This window comes from Chryseobacterium daecheongense (assembly GCF_003729955.1).
GTDB lineage: Bacteria > Bacteroidota > Bacteroidia > Flavobacteriales > Weeksellaceae > Chryseobacterium > Chryseobacterium daecheongense.
Genome location: NZ_RJTX01000001.1, coordinates 681,526 through 698,023 on the forward strand (window position 1 = coordinate 681,526; position 16,498 = coordinate 698,023).

Annotated in this window: 17 protein-coding genes; all 17 read right to left on the reverse strand. The window is 35.6% G+C overall.

Features of this window, described 5'->3' with window-relative positions; genetic code table 11:
• Positions 1-8 precede the first annotated feature (8 nt).
• A complete protein-coding gene (locus tag EGI05_RS03145; RefSeq protein WP_123261607.1) occupies positions 9-1,388 on the reverse strand; it encodes a dipeptidase in 1,380 nt (459 codons plus the stop codon).
• A 171-nt stretch (positions 1,389-1,559) separates the two neighbouring features.
• Positions 1,560-1,841 carry a hypothetical protein gene (locus tag EGI05_RS03150; RefSeq protein ID WP_123261608.1) on the reverse strand — a complete coding sequence of 94 codons (282 nt, stop codon included), beginning with the start codon at positions 1,839-1,841 and terminating at the stop codon, positions 1,560-1,562.
• A gap of 140 nt (positions 1,842-1,981) precedes the next feature.
• Positions 1,982-3,130: a class I SAM-dependent methyltransferase gene (locus tag EGI05_RS03155; protein WP_185144950.1), complete on the reverse strand. Its 1,149-nt coding sequence runs from the start codon at positions 3,128-3,130 to the stop codon at positions 1,982-1,984.
• Between the two features lie 8 nt (positions 3,131-3,138).
• The gene (locus EGI05_RS03160) at positions 3,139-3,579 is read right to left on the reverse strand and encodes a DinB family protein (RefSeq protein ID WP_123261609.1); all 441 of its coding nucleotides are present in this window, start codon (positions 3,577-3,579) and stop codon (positions 3,139-3,141) included.
• Positions 3,560-4,033, reverse strand: a complete 474-nt coding sequence (locus tag EGI05_RS03165) for a hypothetical protein (RefSeq protein WP_123261610.1) — start codon at positions 4,031-4,033, stop codon at positions 3,560-3,562. The genes EGI05_RS03160 and EGI05_RS03165 overlap by 20 nt, the downstream gene beginning before the upstream one ends.
• Before the next feature lie 8 nt (positions 4,034-4,041).
• Positions 4,042-5,205 (reverse strand): methylmalonyl-CoA mutase family protein, encoded by a 1,164-nt coding sequence (locus EGI05_RS03170; protein WP_123261611.1) that lies wholly within the window; start codon positions 5,203-5,205, stop codon positions 4,042-4,044.
• Positions 5,206-5,294: 89 nt separating this feature from the next.
• Positions 5,295-5,651 (reverse strand): FtsB family cell division protein, encoded by a 357-nt coding sequence (locus EGI05_RS03175; RefSeq protein WP_123261612.1) that lies wholly within the window; start codon positions 5,649-5,651, stop codon positions 5,295-5,297.
• A gap of 5 nt (positions 5,652-5,656) precedes the next feature.
• A complete protein-coding gene (gene udk / locus EGI05_RS03180) occupies positions 5,657-6,271 on the reverse strand; it encodes a uridine kinase (protein WP_121460931.1) in 615 nt (204 codons plus the stop codon).
• 132 nt (positions 6,272-6,403) lie between these two features.
• On the reverse strand, positions 6,404-8,260 hold the full coding sequence (locus EGI05_RS03185; RefSeq protein ID WP_123261613.1) for a T9SS type A sorting domain-containing protein: 1,857 nt from the start codon (positions 8,258-8,260) through the stop codon (positions 6,404-6,406).
• Positions 8,261-8,405: 145 nt separating this feature from the next.
• Positions 8,406-8,711: an ATP-dependent Clp protease adaptor ClpS gene (locus tag EGI05_RS03190; RefSeq protein WP_123261614.1), complete on the reverse strand. Its 306-nt coding sequence runs from the start codon at positions 8,709-8,711 to the stop codon at positions 8,406-8,408.
• A gap of 12 nt (positions 8,712-8,723) precedes the next feature.
• Entirely contained in the window at positions 8,724-10,082 is a 1,359-nt protein-coding gene (locus tag EGI05_RS03195) for a hemolysin family protein (RefSeq protein ID WP_123261615.1), read from the reverse strand.
• A gap of 212 nt (positions 10,083-10,294) precedes the next feature.
• The gene (locus tag EGI05_RS03200; RefSeq protein ID WP_123261616.1) at positions 10,295-12,220 is read right to left on the reverse strand and encodes an autotransporter outer membrane beta-barrel domain-containing protein; all 1,926 of its coding nucleotides are present in this window, start codon (positions 12,218-12,220) and stop codon (positions 10,295-10,297) included.
• 17 nt (positions 12,221-12,237) lie between these two features.
• A complete protein-coding gene (locus EGI05_RS03205; protein ID WP_123261617.1) occupies positions 12,238-12,714 on the reverse strand; it encodes a T9SS type A sorting domain-containing protein in 477 nt (158 codons plus the stop codon).
• Positions 12,715-12,871: 157 nt separating this feature from the next.
• Positions 12,872-13,732: an ATP synthase F1 subunit gamma gene (gene atpG / locus EGI05_RS03210; protein WP_123261618.1), complete on the reverse strand. Its 861-nt coding sequence runs from the start codon at positions 13,730-13,732 to the stop codon at positions 12,872-12,874.
• 86 nt (positions 13,733-13,818) lie between these two features.
• Positions 13,819-15,396, reverse strand: a complete 1,578-nt coding sequence (atpA, locus tag EGI05_RS03215) for a F0F1 ATP synthase subunit alpha (protein ID WP_123261619.1) — start codon at positions 15,394-15,396, stop codon at positions 13,819-13,821.
• Positions 15,397-15,414: 18 nt separating this feature from the next.
• Entirely contained in the window at positions 15,415-15,954 is a 540-nt protein-coding gene (gene atpH, locus EGI05_RS03220) for an ATP synthase F1 subunit delta (protein ID WP_123261620.1), read from the reverse strand.
• Between the two features lie 2 nt (positions 15,955-15,956).
• Positions 15,957-16,451, reverse strand: coding sequence for a F0F1 ATP synthase subunit B (locus tag EGI05_RS03225; RefSeq protein ID WP_123261621.1), 495 nt, complete (start codon positions 16,449-16,451; stop codon positions 15,957-15,959).
• Positions 16,452-16,498: the final 47 nt, after the last annotated feature.

A 16,498-nucleotide genomic window follows, 5' to 3' on the forward strand; every position in this document is an offset into this window, starting at 1 on the left:
TTTTTTTATTATTTTGAATAGTTCTCAAAGAATAATGGAATACTCTCAATCCCTTTATAGAAGTTGAAAAGACCGTAATGTTCATTCGGTGAATGGATTGCGTCTGAATCTAATCCGAAACCCATCAAAACTGATTTTGCACCTAACACTTTCTCAAACATGGCCGTAATAGGGATACTACCTCCTCCCCTGTAAGGAAGAACTTCTTTTCCAAATGCAGATTCCATCGCTTGTTTTGCCGCTGAGAATTCTTTAGTATTGGTTGGAAGAACATAAGGCATTCCGCCGTGATGTGGAGTTACTTTTACTCTTACATTATCCGGAGCTATTTTTTCGAAATATTTGGTGAATTTCTCGGTAATTTCTTCAGGAGTCTGATAAGGTACCAAGCGCATGGATATTTTAGCAAAAGCTTTGGAAGGAATCACCGTTTTGGCTCCTTCTCCTGTATACCCACCCCAAATTCCATTACAATCCAAAGTAGGACGGATGGAAGTTCTTTCTAATGTTGTATATCCTTTTTCGCCTTCTACTCCATTTAATCCGATAGATTTCTTGAATTCTTCAGGATTATCCTTTAGCTTGTTCATTTCTGCTCTTTCCTCCTCTGATACCACGTCTACATTATCGTAGAATCCATCAATGGTAATATGTCCATCTTCATCAATTAATTTTGCGATCATTCTTGAAAGAACGTGAATCGGATTGGGAACTGCACCACCATAAAGCCCTGAATGTAAATCTCTGTTCGGACCTTCCACTTCTACTTCCACATAGCTTAGACCTCTTAAACCAGTAGTAACGGTTGGCTGTTCATTGCTATAAATATGAGTATCGGAGATCAGGATACAATCACAAGCTAATTTCTCTTTATTTTCATTCACCCAGTCTCCTAAGCTTACTGAACCTACTTCTTCTTCTCCTTCTAAAATAAATTTAACATTGCAAGGAAGAGCATTGGTTTTCATCATCGCTTCAAATGCCTTTAAATGCATAAAGAACTGCCCCTTATCGTCTGCTGAACCTCTTGCGAAGATGGCTCCTTCCGGATGAAGTTCCGTTTTTTCAATATAAGGTTCAAAAGGCGGTTTTTTCCATAAATCCAAAGGATCGGCAGGCTGAACGTCATAATGACCGTAAACCAATACTGTAGGTAAGCTTTTATCTAATATTTTTTCTCCAAAAACAATAGGATATCCTTTTGTCTGGCAAACTTCAACATGGTCAGCACCTGCATTTTTAAGGTGTTCTGCACAAACATCCGCACATTTCAATACGTCATCTTTATATGCAGGATCGGCAGAAATAGAAGGAATTCTCAATAGTTCAAATAATTCATCTACGAAACGTTGCTTGTTTTCGTTAATGTAATTTAATGTCTCTTGCATTGTAAAATTTTGTTTTGTTAAAAGTAAAAAATTTGCCCTGCAGGAACAAACAAAAAGGATCTTTTTTCCCAGGATTTATTAATTGATGATAATTATTATGTCATTACCAGTGAAGTAAACAAAAAATGTCCTGCGGAAATGGCAGGACATTTTTATATTGTAAACTAATAATTAGTGTTCAGCTTTTGGTGCTTTTTCAGCTTCAGCAGGTTTTGCAGCAGTACTGTCTGTTTTGGCAGCTTCAGTTTCATGCTTTTCAGCAGTAGCTTCTTCTTTGTGCTCTGCAGCAGCTTCATGACCATGTCCGTGAGCTTCTCCGCCACCTTGTGGATCATCAGAATATCTTTCTACTCCTTCTTCAAGTTTAAGAGCATTCTTATTTCCACCAGCTTGTATTTTCTTACAGCTTACAGCTACAGTTGCAACAGCTAAACATATAATTAATTTTTTCATATGTAAAATTTATTTTTTAAAGGTCATATGGAACCGCACTTATTTAGTTTATTCTAATATTATCTAAACAGCAGCGATTTCATGCTTAAATATTTGAATTGCGCAAAATTAAGAAATCTTGCATTTGTCGGCAACATTTTTCAGATTGATTTTAAAATAATTTTTCCTTTTTTGGATTGTGTAAAAATAAGATAGCTGTTTCCACCATCTTTAAGGTGATATTTCTTTTTGATTTCCTCTGGTTTCAAAGGGTAATTTTTAGAAATAATATTGAATTGGCTTTTCTTTTTAATCTGTTTGTTATCAACAATTTCCATCTCAATTATTCTTCCCGGAAAATCTATTTTCTTTTCCTGCGATGTATATAAGTGGGTATTGGGATGAAGCTTTTTTAAATTGAAGCTTTTAGCAATTACATTAAATATACCTGCTTTTAAAATGGAATTATTAGGAATATAAATGTATTTTTCCGGCTCAGAATATTCTGCAAGAGCATCTTCTTCGGCTCCAAACGGAAACGTGAATGTATTTTCATCGTTCTCCAAATTCACACAATTACAGGTGATTGCTAAGGTTTTTTCTTTTGATAGAAAAGCAACGATTTCTTTTACATCATTTTTAAGAGCAATAATATCGATACGAAAAATACCAGGAAGTACGGAAACAAGATATTTAAGATCTATTAAAGGGGACAGTTTAATGATCACCTGTTCCGACATAGAAAGCAATTTCTCCTGAATTTCCAGAATATTAGGTGATAAGTCTTCTAACAAAAATACTTTATTTTTCTGATCATCACGTCTTGCCGGATCTAAATAGACAACATCAAAGAACTCCTGATTCTGATCAAGAAATTCCTCCAATTTTTGACTGATAAATGTTGCTTTTTTCCCAAGAATGTTCCAGTTGTGTTCTACAATTTCCAGTAGATCCGAATTTTGCTCAATCAGAGTAATTTGTTCAAAGTTTTGAGAAAGGTAATAGGCGTCTATTCCGAAACCACTTGTAAGATCTATGATTTTTTTTCCTTTTATTAAGCCTGATTTATAAGCAGCTGTTTTCTCAGAAGAGGATTGTTCAAGATTAAGCTGTGGAGGAAAGATAATACCTTCTTTCAACAAAAACGGAAACTTTTTCTGAGCTACCTGTCTCCCTTTGATCTGTTGAACGATTTCCTGCATAGAGACTCCAGAGAAAGGCGATTTTTTCAATAATAATCTATGCAAATCTGTATTAAGATTAGCATTGATATAGTCTTGAACCGTCTGGGTTAAAATATTTGTATTCAACACCGGAACTATCTTTTATAAAAGATATAATCAGTTAATATAGGCTCAATACCGTCCTGTTTCAATAATGAATTGATCTGTCCTCTATGATAGGTAGAATGATTAATTGCCTGAAAAAGCATTTCGAAGATACTGTTCTCAAATTTTGCCCCTCTTGAGTTCTGATACTCTATTATTGTATCTACATCGAAATTTTTGATGATTTCAATGCTTTTCAGATAATTTTGATGATTGATATCGTTTAGCTCTTCAAAAGGATTGATCTGCCATACTTCAAAAGATTTTTCTCCTAAAATCCTTGAATTCCAGATTTGCTGTGCATTAAGGGTATGATTAATTAAACTAATAGTCTTATCATTCACTTTTGGGAGATTCCAAGAGATGATCTTAATCATTTCTTTATTAAAATGATAAGTATAATCAAAAAGATCAATCAGCTTTTCTTTCATCTTTAAAACTAAAGTCTCTATGTAATGAGATTGTATTAGGTGATAATGGATCTATGGTTGTAAGATTTTCATTTTCAAAATCTAAATGGAATAGCAATTCATCTTTACCAACAAATTCAATAAGTCCGTTCAGAAATTTATTTTCTTCCAGTTTCCCTTCCTGATTATTATACTGAGCAATTAGTTTCACTTTATAGGGCTTTTCGGAAAAGTCTACAGAATATTTTACTTTCCCTATTTTTCCCTCATTCGGACCACTCGGAATCACAAAATTTCTGCCATCTATAATCAATCCTTCAAACTCTAAAGCTGCATAACCATCAGAGAAAAAGGTAAAACTTCCTTTTTTATTTCCTTCATCTGCTCCTGACCATTTTCCATGTAGATCTTTTATTGATTGTGAAAAACACATTCCAAAAATCATCAGGAAAAAAAGCAATAAATTTTTCTTCATTTCTCTAATTATTCAAACATTTCAGACCAGCGAACCGCTTTTATTTCCTTTTCGTTATATAAATCTTCAATAGATTTTTTGACTTCAAGTTTTGGATAAAGGTTCACCCCGATCAGCTTTATTTTACCTTCTTTTACCCATTTTTGCTCTTCAACGGCATGATCAAAGATCTTTTTCTGAATTATTCCTTCTTTTAAAAGCTTTAAGTATCCTCCTGCTTCTTCAATTTCTATCAACAAGGTCCAGGATTTCCCTGCAATCTGCTGGGTAATATCTTCTACATAATAGCTTCCGTTAGAAGCATCTTCAAAAACGTTGATGATACTTTCATAAGCCAACACAATCTGCTGTTTGAAAGAGATTTCTTCTGAATTTTCTGTACTGTTGCTAACCAGATAATTATTGCTATAAACTGCATCTGCACCTCCTATCATCGCTGAAGCCAGCTCCAATGTAGAACGGATAAGGTTGTTTTCATTATCGGAAACAGCTTTATTTCTTGATGAAGTTTCCGCAAAAATATAAGGAATCTCATTCAATCCGTACTCTTTTGAGAATTGGTTGAAAACAAGCTTAAATGCTCTTAATTTAGCCATTTCAAAGAAGTAATTCCCTCCTACTGCTATTCTGAAAATAAGTTTGTTTAAAATATCTTCTCCATAAGCTTCTACAAGCTCTTTTGCTTTTGCCAACGCTATTCCTAGCTGCTGATAGATCGCTGCGCCTGCATTCTGATGAAGAGAAACATCAACACAGATATTTCTTTTGAAATCCTTGGCTAATAATTCTTTGGCTAACTGGTCATTAATAGTTCCTTCCTTTTCATCAAAAACGTCAATCAGTGAAAAATACTGATCTTCATCTTCCGGACGAATATGTTCTGCCAAATCTTTATTATTGATAAATATGGCTTTTTCAATCAGATTTTCAACATTCTGATCTAACAGGAATGCAAAAACATCACTTTCCAGGCTCTCATGATAAGGTGCCACTAAATGAGTACTTTCTTCTACTTTTGGTAAGTTTGTCAATGGTTTTTGAACCGTATCATAGAAGGGCTTAACTTCTATTCCTTCCAGATTTTCCTTTTTCAGGATGGTATAGATATCTTCTGTTTTCAGCTGTTTTTGTACTAATTTTTCCCAGTCCGGAAGTGTATGTGTATCTGACATTCAGTTGTAAATTATAAATTATGAGTTGTAAGTTATGAGTGTGAATGTATATTATAGATAACTATTGATCATTCACTATTGACAGCTTATTACTTTTTAGCAATATTGGTACTATCAACAACAAGAATAAAGATTTCTTCATTCGGTTTTTTCATAAAATAATTTTCTCTGGCGTATTTTTCTTTTTCAGATTTGTTGTTCATCAGTTTTTTATAAAACGCATCGTTCTTTTCGTATTCGGTTTTATAATACTGTAACTGTTCTTCATATTTATTGATCTCATCATTCAGCTCATTGATTACGAGAAATGATGTTTTATCAAAGAAGACCATCCAAACAAGGAAAAGAAATATGGTGATGAAATATTTATTCAGGACATATTTTTGGATAAGCTTGAATGTTTCAGATTTTGGCTTGATATCTTTTATCAATTTTTTTTCTGCCATTGATCTTAGTGTTTTTTCAATGAGTTTTTAATAACGGTAGTTAAAAAATCAATTGCCACGGAATTCTGTCTCATATTCGGGATAATAAGATCGGCATCATTTTTAGATGGCTCAATGAATTCCTGATGCATAGGTTTCAGAGTGGTCTGATAGCGGTGTAATACTTCGCTCAGATCCCTTCCTCTTTCCTGAGTGTCTCTTCTGATCCTTCTGATCAGCCTTTCGTCAGAATCTGCATGAACAAAAACCTTCAGGTCAAATTCTTTTAATAATTCTTTATTGGTAAGTACCAGAATTCCTTCTACTACCAATACATTTTTAGGTTCTACAGTAACGTGGTCTCCAGTTCTGGAATGAGTTACAAAACTGTAAATCGGCTGTTCAATGGATTCATTGTTTTTCAGCGCTTTTACATGTTTAATCAATAAATCAAAATCAATGGATTTAGGATGGTCATAATTTAAAGCCTCCCTCTCCGTTAATGTAAGATTCTGATTATCATGATAATAGTTATCCTGTGAAAGGATGTTCATTCCTTCAATATCAAGTTGCTGAAGTATCTTATCAACAACCGTAGTTTTGCCGGACCCTGTACCTCCTGCAATTCCTATTACAAGCATTCTTATTGTTTCTTATAGTTTGGTACAAATATACTATTTTAGTTGAATGCAAATAAATAATGTACAGGGATTTTATTGTACAAAAAATCCGGTGCTGAAACACCGGACTTAGGGTTAAAAATTGTTATATCCTTATTTTTTTACAAATTTGCTTGATACATTGATTCCTTTTATAGACAGAATATAATTTCCTGTCGGAAGATTAGTCACATTGACTGTATTTTTACCTTTACCAATAGTAGTTTCCAGTACTTTTCTTCCTTCCATATTATAGATTTCCACTTTTTCGTCTTTGCTGATTTTCACAGAAATATTCAGTATATCTGAAACGGGATTGGGGTAAATGGCAATAAGATCTTTTTTAGAAGTTTCATTTACGCTTAATTCACAATTATATGCTGGCAAAACATATCCTGTATTGGTAAATTCCTGTGTAATGATGGCTATATCTCCACAAGTAAATCCGAATTGTCCAAGCATATCGATAGCTGCTTGTCTGAAGGCAATAGCTGCATTTTGCTGATTGGTATTGGACGTTGTCAAAGATAACCCTTCCAGAAAAGCTCTGTCTGTTTTCTCTCTACCGATCTGATTATATATTCTCATTAAAGCAGAAGCCCAGATTTGTCCGTCTGTATGAATACTTCCCGTTAATCCACCTGGATATGTTGCTGTATAATTTGTGATTCTTCCTGCCCAGAACGAATTATGTCCGTCCCAATTGAACATCCAGTTGTAAGCGGCATCTCCTGATTGCCATTGGTTCAAACTTCTGCTGTAAGATTGTGCCCAATAGTCACCACAGCCTTCACTTAGGCCGTTCACCTGAGATAGATTCCCATTGGTTAACCAGTCATGAATTCCATGTCCTAATTCGTGCAAAACAACATCCGCATCTTCTGCATCATCTACTCCTCCTTCACCAAAAGCCAATATTTGAGTGGATCCCACATAATGAGAGTTATCTGAACCGTTGAAACCATGTGCATCAAATCTCAAAACGCCTCCATTCTGGGTTGGCTTACATAAAATACCGAGTGTTGCATTAATGTATCTTAAACTATTGTCGAGATGCCAATATCCATTCACTGCTTCAAACCCATCATCATTTCTGTTAAACAAAAACTGGTTGCTTGCCTGAGTAAATAATCCTTTAGCCGGAGCCTCTAATTCTGCAATTTCTACATAGGTTCCCTTCAGTTTATAAACTCCTGCTGCTAATTCTAATTCGGGAATGGTAACCAATGTTCTTGCAGCATCTAAACTGGCATTAGTAGCATCACTACCATCCACATATTGCCCTCCGTAAGCCACCTGCATTTTAGAAAGCGGATCTGGATTGAAAATATATCCGGAACCTGTTGCTAAAGCAGTTTTCTTAGTTTCTGCTTCTTTTTTATTTTTTTTTACAGGTTCTTTTTCGTGATCTTTATCCTTATGTTTGAAAGACACGTCTTTTACACTGATTACTTCTCCGGTTTGGGCATCGATAATGGTTTCCCAATCTCCCGGATTTTCAAATGAATTCGTTATGACACGATATACCAGTTTCGTATCTCCTTGTTCCGTAATATAGACATAAAGCTTATTTTCTTCATGAGTAATAGCTCCTTTAGATTTTGATGCTATATGAGCTTTTTTTAATGCTTCTGAAGAAGAAAATGATGGTACTGTACTGATCTCTTTAACTTCTTTTTTAAAGCTTTCTGTACCTGTATAGGTAATTCTGCCTGCTTTATTGAAGTGTATAACGATCTCAGACTGATAAACAGGGACATCTTTAATCATTTGCTGAAAACGTAGGGTTTCTCCCGAGTTTCCTTTCCTTACAAAATTTAATTTTAGTTCGCTGAAGTTTTGAATTCCCAGGTTTCGGGAGTTTTCACTGATCCATCTTTTTGCCGGAGTTTCTAAAGAAGATTCCTGAGCAAGGAGCCCTGAACATGAGAGCACTGCACCCAGAATCAAGGTGTTAATTTTTAATTTCATATAATGTTTTTCAATAATGTGTGAGCTAATATATGAAAAATATTATGGAACCAACCTGTTTATTGCATTTTTAACAAAAAAATATCAGATACGCTATGCATATCAGAAAAAACAAAAAAGCTCTGATTGATCTCAGAGCTTTATATTATACGATTTCGCTTGTTAATTCCCTCGAAAGCAGTTTTTCATGCATTGGTTTCAACAGCTCCATTGAGCCTGTTTTCACCGTACATTTACCTTTATAATGAACTAATATGGTACATTGTTCGGCCTGTTCCAAAGTATGCTTACAAATTTCTATCAGACAATCGATTACATAATCAAATGTATGAACATCATCGTTATGCAGGATCAATTTGTATACTTCATCTGTATCATCCAAAACCAATACTTCTTCTTCATACTGACGTTTTGGATCTTCATAATCTTTTATGCTGTTATAAAAAATCATTGTTCTTATTATTTAAACTTCTCCGATTTTATCGACAAGATCATTGACAATATTAGGTTCTTCATATACCAGTTCCACCAACTCCACACTTTTATTATTCATTTTGAGAATTTTAAAATGATAATTCTCAAGATCGAATTCCTGGTTTTCTTCCGGTATATCTTCTAATTCATGCAGAATGAAACCTGCTAAAGTATTGTATTCACTTTCTTCGGAAAGCGGTAATTTTTTAGGTAAGAATTCATTGATCTCATCCAGTGGCTGTGTTGCCTGTACCCAATAGGTATTATCAGCAATTTTATCCACCAGCTTATCTTCGTCATCCTCCTCATCCTGGATTTCTCCTACTAATTCTTCCAAAATATCTTCCAAGGTAATAATTCCTTCCGTACCACCGAATTCATCAATAACAATTGCCAAATGCTGTTTCTTTTGTTGGAATGTCTTCAATAAATCCGATATTTTTTTACTCCCTACCACAAAGAACGATTCACGCATTAAATCTTTAAGATCATCATGATTAAGCTCTCCTTTTCTCTTGATAAACTCTCTTATGATCTCCTTGGTATAGAAAACCCCGATAATGTTGTCAATAGAATTATGATAAACAGGAATTCTAGAATACCCGCTTTCCATGATTTTATCAATAATGGCATTGATATCTTCTTCAATGTCAATAGAAGTAATATTCTGACGGGGAACCATGATCTGCTTGGCGGAATGATCTGTAAAATCAAATGCATTTTTAATGATCTCATAGTTCTCTTCTTCAATTTCACCGCTGTCTGCACTCTGCTTTACCAAAAGCTGCAGCTCCTCTGTAGAGTGAATCTCCTGTTCCGAAGCAGGGTGAATCTTAACAATTCGAAGAAAAGCATTGGACATGGAGTTCATCAACCAAATAAACGGTTTGAAAACTGTATAGAATATCCTCAACGGAACCGCTGTAAACATAGTGGTAGCCTCCGACTTTCTGATCGCAATAGACTTAGGAATAAGCTCACCGAAAACAATGTGCATGATGGTGATCAATACAAAGCTTATGATCAATGAAACAGAAGTTATAGAAGCTTCACTCAGATCTATGTTCACATAATGGAAGATATTTCCAACGATATGGTGCAGTGCACTTTCCCCTACCCAACCTAAGGCAAGAGAAGCCAATGTAATTCCTAACTGTGTTGCAGAAAGATATTCATCAAGATGCTTGATGATATGCTCCGCCTGCTTAGCCATAGAATTTCCTTCTGCGGCTTTTAATTGGATTTGTGAATAACGAACTTTAACAATTGAAAATTCTGCGGCTACGAAAAAGCCATTGAGTAATACAAGAAATAAGGCCAGCAAAAGCCTGACTATGTCCGAGTCCATTTAAAAATTATATAAAATTTATGATACAAAGATATATAAAATAAAATAATTAAAATTCCTATCTGTGACAATAAACATAATTAACGCTTTAATTAATAGAAATATAATTATAAAATGATCCAATGATTTAAATGATATAAAATAATGATTCCCATAACAAAAAACCAGCTACTTTATCTTTGTAGCTGGCTTATTTATGATGAAGAAAGAAGTTATTTTTCTACATTTTCTTTTTTAATGATGACTCCTGCCACTTCATCTTTATTTTGCTGGTTTTGAACCTGTTTTACTTCTTTATTATCCGTTTTGATATCTTTTTGGATTTCAGAAGTATTTTTAGGACGGGTATATTCATCAATTCCTAAACTTCTGGATTTACCCATTTCTACAGGATGTAAGTATCTGCCTTTCATTTCAGGCTCTTTTTCCACTTCAGGGATAACGCGGTGAGCATTGGCATAGTTGTCTTTACGTATACCAGTAACCTGCCAGCTTACTTTTACGGAAGGTTTATCTGTTTTTATTTCAAACGTATTATTTTTCACTTCCTGGGAAACTATGGCATTGGCAAAAGTTCCGATTACGGTTAGCTGATAACGAAAATCTTTATTGAGCGCACTGAAATATTCCGGTAGTTTCACAATGGCATTTCCATTAGCATCGGTAGTAATGTTTCCATTATAGATATTCATCATATCCGGGCTTTCGACAAAACTGTGGTATAAGTATTTATTCTCCGGATCTAACGGGTGATCTATTTTAAACGTACCACTTCCTTTGGCAATAGATCCGGTAATCTGAACATTTCCGGAAAAATATCCTGCATAATTGGTAGTTGCACCGGAAGCAAAACCGTAAACTCCATAGCGAACATTAGGAACCGTTGCCCCACCTACAGTTTGTGCATTTCCATACACCCCATAAGTATTCCCGATTCCCGTAGTTGCAGCGAAAGAAGCATTTTTATTATATCCCACAACTCCTATTCCTCCAATAGAAGCTCCCATCACTCCTGCAGTATTTGCAGATCCGTATACTCCTAAGTCTTGATTTCCTACCCCGAAAGTAGTATTGGCATCCGTATTATTTACACCATTATAACCAGTTCCTTGTAAACCCGTTCCGTAATTGCTCCCGTTATAATATCCATAAACACCTCCTTTAAGTGCTCCTTGTACAGTATAGGAATAGCCCGATATAGCAGGATAATCATCTAACCCCGCCACAGGAGTTGCCGGCTGCATAACTGTAAGTCTTCCTGTTGGAGTACTTGTTCCTATTCCCGAAGCACCGTTGGATACTATAATTCCACGTCCGGTAGTTCCTCCGTCGAAAAATCCGGCTACCCCTGCTCCTGTTGCTACTCCCCAGATACCATTCCCCGTACCTGTACTTACTCCAACTGTTCCACCTAAGGTTCCTGTAGATAAACCATAGACTCCATTTTGAGAGCCACTTACACCAATCACTCCGATTCCTGTGGTTGATTCTCCATAAATAGAACCCGCAGTTGCAATTGCGGTAGCAGGAGTACCTATCAACATTCCTCGGATGGTATTGCCTCCCGTAGTAGCATTGACCTGGAATTTTATATTATTGTTTAAGGTTCCAACATTTACCCCCACGCTTGTTCCATCATCTGTCATTTGTGAATTTCCTATAACATTGGCAGCAGTAAATTTAGGAACAGAATTGGCCGTTCCGCTAATTCCTGATGTAGATTTAGAATATAGTGCGTAAGGTACACTTAAAAGCTGAGAGTCTGAGATCAGTGAATAACTTGTTCCTCCAGCGGGATCTATCTCTACCTTAACAAAATAAGGCCCTGATGACCAATCGATGGCAGCAAAAGTACCGTTTACCGGTGTTCCGGAACCAATTTCCAATGTTAAAAGCCCGTTTGAACTTGTTGTTGGATTAGGATTAAAGACTTCTTTATACATTTCAGTACCACCGGGTGATGTTTTCATAATGCTTATTCTTACTCCGATAGCCTGGTTAGCTACCAAAGCATTACTTGCGTTTCTAATGACAGCCTGATAGCTCATTTTTTCAGGAGCTTGAGCCTCAATATTTTGAAATAATAATAGCAAGGTAGCTATTACAGCTAATTTCATTAAGTGAGAAATTTTTTTCATGGTATTTTATTTTTGTATTAGTTTTTAATGACTTTGAATGTTTTAATGATACTATCTGATCTTAAAACACTTAAAATATAGACTCCGGAAGGTTTAGAAGCCAGATCAATAGAAGTCTCCGTCTGCTGTATCCTATCTTGGAAGATTATTCTTCCTGAAGAATCAAACAGACGGTAGTTTAAGTTTTGGAGAGGGAGATTTTCGATTTTAAGAAAAAGCAATGAAGCAGTCGGGTTTGGATAAACCTTGATCTCGAGCTGAATTCCCGGATACTCATTGGTTCCTAATGTAGTTACTTCATAAGGTTGCTGAACACCTTCTATAAGTACAATCCCGCCACCATTTGTCTGGTGATAGAAAGACTGTCCTATTGAATACGAAACAGAATTGTTAGCATTCGCTGCTTTTCCGCCTGAAGCATTCACAGACTGCTGGGCAAAGCTTGCGAAAGAAAACAATAACAGAAGAAATGAAAGGTATTGCTTTGTTTTCATGGATACAATAATTTTTTGTTAGTTTTTATGCAACAAATTTATTTTATCCAATACAACTTAGTATCCGTTAAAACCCTATTTCTTGTCAGTGAATTTCCTGAAATAAAAAAGCACCGAATAATTTCGATGCTTATATAATAATAAATAATTTTTTTTATTAATTTTTCAAGGCTTCTGCTCCTGAAACGATCTCCAGTATCTCGTTTGTAATAGCTGCCTGTCTTGCTTTGTTGTAGAAGATTACTAATTCATTCTTCAAAGCCTGAGCATTGTCTGTTGCTTTATGCATTGCCGTCATTCTCGCTCCGTGCTCAGATGCTACTGAATCCAAAATAGCTTTGAAGACCTGAGTTTTGATAGATTTTGGAATCAAATTATCAAGGATCTCATTTCTGTTCGGTTCAAAGATATAATCCGTTTCTACTTGAGGCTCGGTATTTTCAGGCATTGAAATCGGAAGAAGTTTTTCTGTATTCACTTCCTGAGTAGCTGCATTAACGAATTTATTATAGATTAAATAAACTTCATCAAATTTACCTTCTCTGAAGCTTGTCATTACCCCTTCAGTAACGTTAGAAACTACATCAAAGTTCAGGTTATCATAAACAGCACTTGAATTTCCATACACTGTACGGTTTCTTCTTACTGCATCATATACTTTTTTTCCAATAGTAAGAACTTCTACTTCATATTGAGAATTGTTCTGGAACTGGTTATTAAGCTCTTTTACGATAGAAGAGTTAAAAGCACCAGCCAAACCTCTGTTGGAAGTGATAGCAATAAAAAGAACTCTTTTCACAGTCCTTTTCTGAGCATAAATAGAAACCTGATCAGGATCTGAACTAGAATTTACATTCTGGATAAGCTCCTGTAATTTTTCAGAATAAGGTCTTAACATTACGATGGCATCCTGTGCTTTTTTTAGTTTCGCAGCGGAAACCATTTTCATAGCACTTGTAATTTGCATCGTAGATGAAATTGAACTGATTCTTCCTCGTATTTCTTTTAAGTTTGCCATATTTGGGTTAGTTGTTGGTTGTCGGTTGTTGGTTGCTAGTTTTAGAAAATTCTGTCAACTATCAACCAAAAACCATCAACTAATTTTTAGTTATATTTAGAAGCTAAATCGTTAGCCGCTTGCTTAAGAACACCTGTGATGTTATCATCGATTTTCCCAGCTTTGATTGCAGCCATTGTTTCAGGGTGCTTAGATCTTAGGAATTCAACATATTCTTTCTGGAATTCTTTTACTTTATTGATCGGAACGTTTCTTAATAAGTTCTCCGTTCCTGCATAGATCATAGCAACTTGGCTGTCTACCGGAAGTGGAGAGTTAACCGGCTGCTTAAGAATTTCCACGTTTCTTTCTCCTTTAGAGATTACTGCTAAAGTAGAAGCATCAAGGTCAGAACCGAATTTAGCAAACGCTTCTAATTCTTTATATTGAGCCTGGTCTAACTTAAGTGTACCAGAAACTTTTTTCATTGACTTGATCTGAGCATTACCTCCTACCCTTGATACAGAGATTCCCACGTTGATCGCCGGACGAACCCCTGAGTTGAATAGATCAGACTCCAAGAAGATCTGTCCGTCTGTAATAGAGATTACGTTGGTTGGGATATACGCAGAAACGTCACCTGCCTGAGTTTCGATAATTGGAAGTGCTGTTAATGAACCACCACCTTTTACGATTGGCTTTAAAGATTCTGGTAAATCGTTCATCTGGCTAGCGATATTATCGTCAGCGATTATTTTCGCAGCTCTTTCCAATAATCTTGAGTGAAGATAGAAAACGTCTCCAGGATAAGCTTCACGTCCCGGTGGTCTTCTCAATAGAAGAGAAAGCTCACGGTAAGCAACAGCTTGCTTCGATAAATCATCATAAACGATAAGCGCTGGTCTACCAGTATCTCTGAAGAACTCACCGATAGATGCACCTGCCATTGCAGAATATACCTGCATTGGAACCGGATCTGAAGCGTTAGCAGCAACAATTACAGTATACGCTAAAGCACCTTTATCTGAAAGGGTTTTAACGATTTGAGCTACTGTAGAAGCTTTCTGCCCAATCGCTACATATATACAATATACAGGTTGTCCTGCATCATAAAATTCTTTTTGGTTGATGATCGTGTCAATCGCAACAGTAGTTTTACCTGTCTGTCTGTCACCAATGATAAGCTCTCTTTGTCCTCTTCCTACAGGAATCATAGAGTCGATAGCAACGATACCTGATTGTAATGGCTCGTTTACCGGTTGTCTATAGATAACTCCAGGAGCTTTTCTTTCCAATGGCATTTCGTATAAATCCCCAGTAATAGGACCTTTACCATCGATAGGGTTACCAAGAGTATCTACTACTCTTCCTAACATACCTTCCCCTACTTTGATAGAAGAGATTCTGTTTGTTCTTTTTACAGTGTCTCCTTCTTTTACTAATTTACTTTCACCAAGTAGAGCAACACCTACGTTGTCTTCTTCAAGGTTAAGTACAATACCTTCTACATCACTAGAAAATTTCACCAACTCTCCGTATTGTACGTTTTCTAACCCGTATACACGAGCAATACCATCACCGATGGTTAAAACTGTACCTACTTCCTCAACATTAGATTGAGTATCGAAGTTGGCCAATTGCTGTTTTAAGATCGCAGATACTTCTGCCGGATTTATTTCTGCCATTGTATGGTTGTTTTTTTCTTAATTTAATTGAAAATCTTTTTTAACTTGATTAAGTTTGGTTTTTACAGATGCGTCTACCTGCTGGTCTCCAACTCTCAAAATATACCCTCCAAGGATTTCAGGCTTGATGTTTACCTTCAAATCAAAATTGGAGCTCACATTTACCATATTTGAAGATTTTAAAATCTCCTCGATATTTGCATTGGAAAGCTGAGTTGCTGTAGTTAGCACTACTCTCTGTATTCCATTGATATCCTCTACCTTATTGATATATTCCTGAGCGATATTTCTAAGCTGATTTTCACGACCTTGCTTAATCACCAATCGGATCAAATTCTGAGAAGAAAGGGATAAACCTTTGAAAATTTCGTTTGCTACTTCTATTTTCTTTTTAGCATCAATGTAAGGTGTCATGAAAAATTTGTTCAGATCCTTAGATTCGGACATAATTTTCGCAACATCTTTCATTTCAGAAAATACAGTAGCTGTCTGACCTGATTCATTAGTGAAATCAAGCAAACCTTGTGCGTATCTTTTAGCTACTTTAGATGTAAGCATTCTTAGTTAAGGTTAGATTTGTTTAAATAATTTTGAACTAATTCATTTTGAGCTTCACTGTTATCTAGCTTTTGTTTCAAGATAGATTCAGCAATATTCACAGATAAAGTACCGATTTGAGTTTTGATATCTGCCATCGCTGCATTTTTCTCAGCCTGAATTGTTTGTCTGGCAGCGTCAATCATCTTGTCTCCTTCAGTTTTTGCTGCATCTTTAGCTTCCCCTACAATTCTGTCTTTGATTTCTCTTGCTTCTTTAAGGATAGCATCTCTTTCGATTTTAGCCTCACGAATGATTCTTTCATTGTCAGCTTTAAGATCTTCCATTTCTTTTTTAGCCAATTTAGCTTGGTTTAATGCATCAACAATAGATGCTTCTCTTTCGTTAACAGCATTAACGATTGGCTTCCAAGCGAATTTTGCCAAAAGAAACAACAGGATAACAAAAGTAAGCGTCATCCAAAACAAAAGTCCAATTCCAGGTTCAATAATTCCCATATCTGTAAAATCTTTTTTAAATGTTATTTATGGATTGTTTTTAAAAT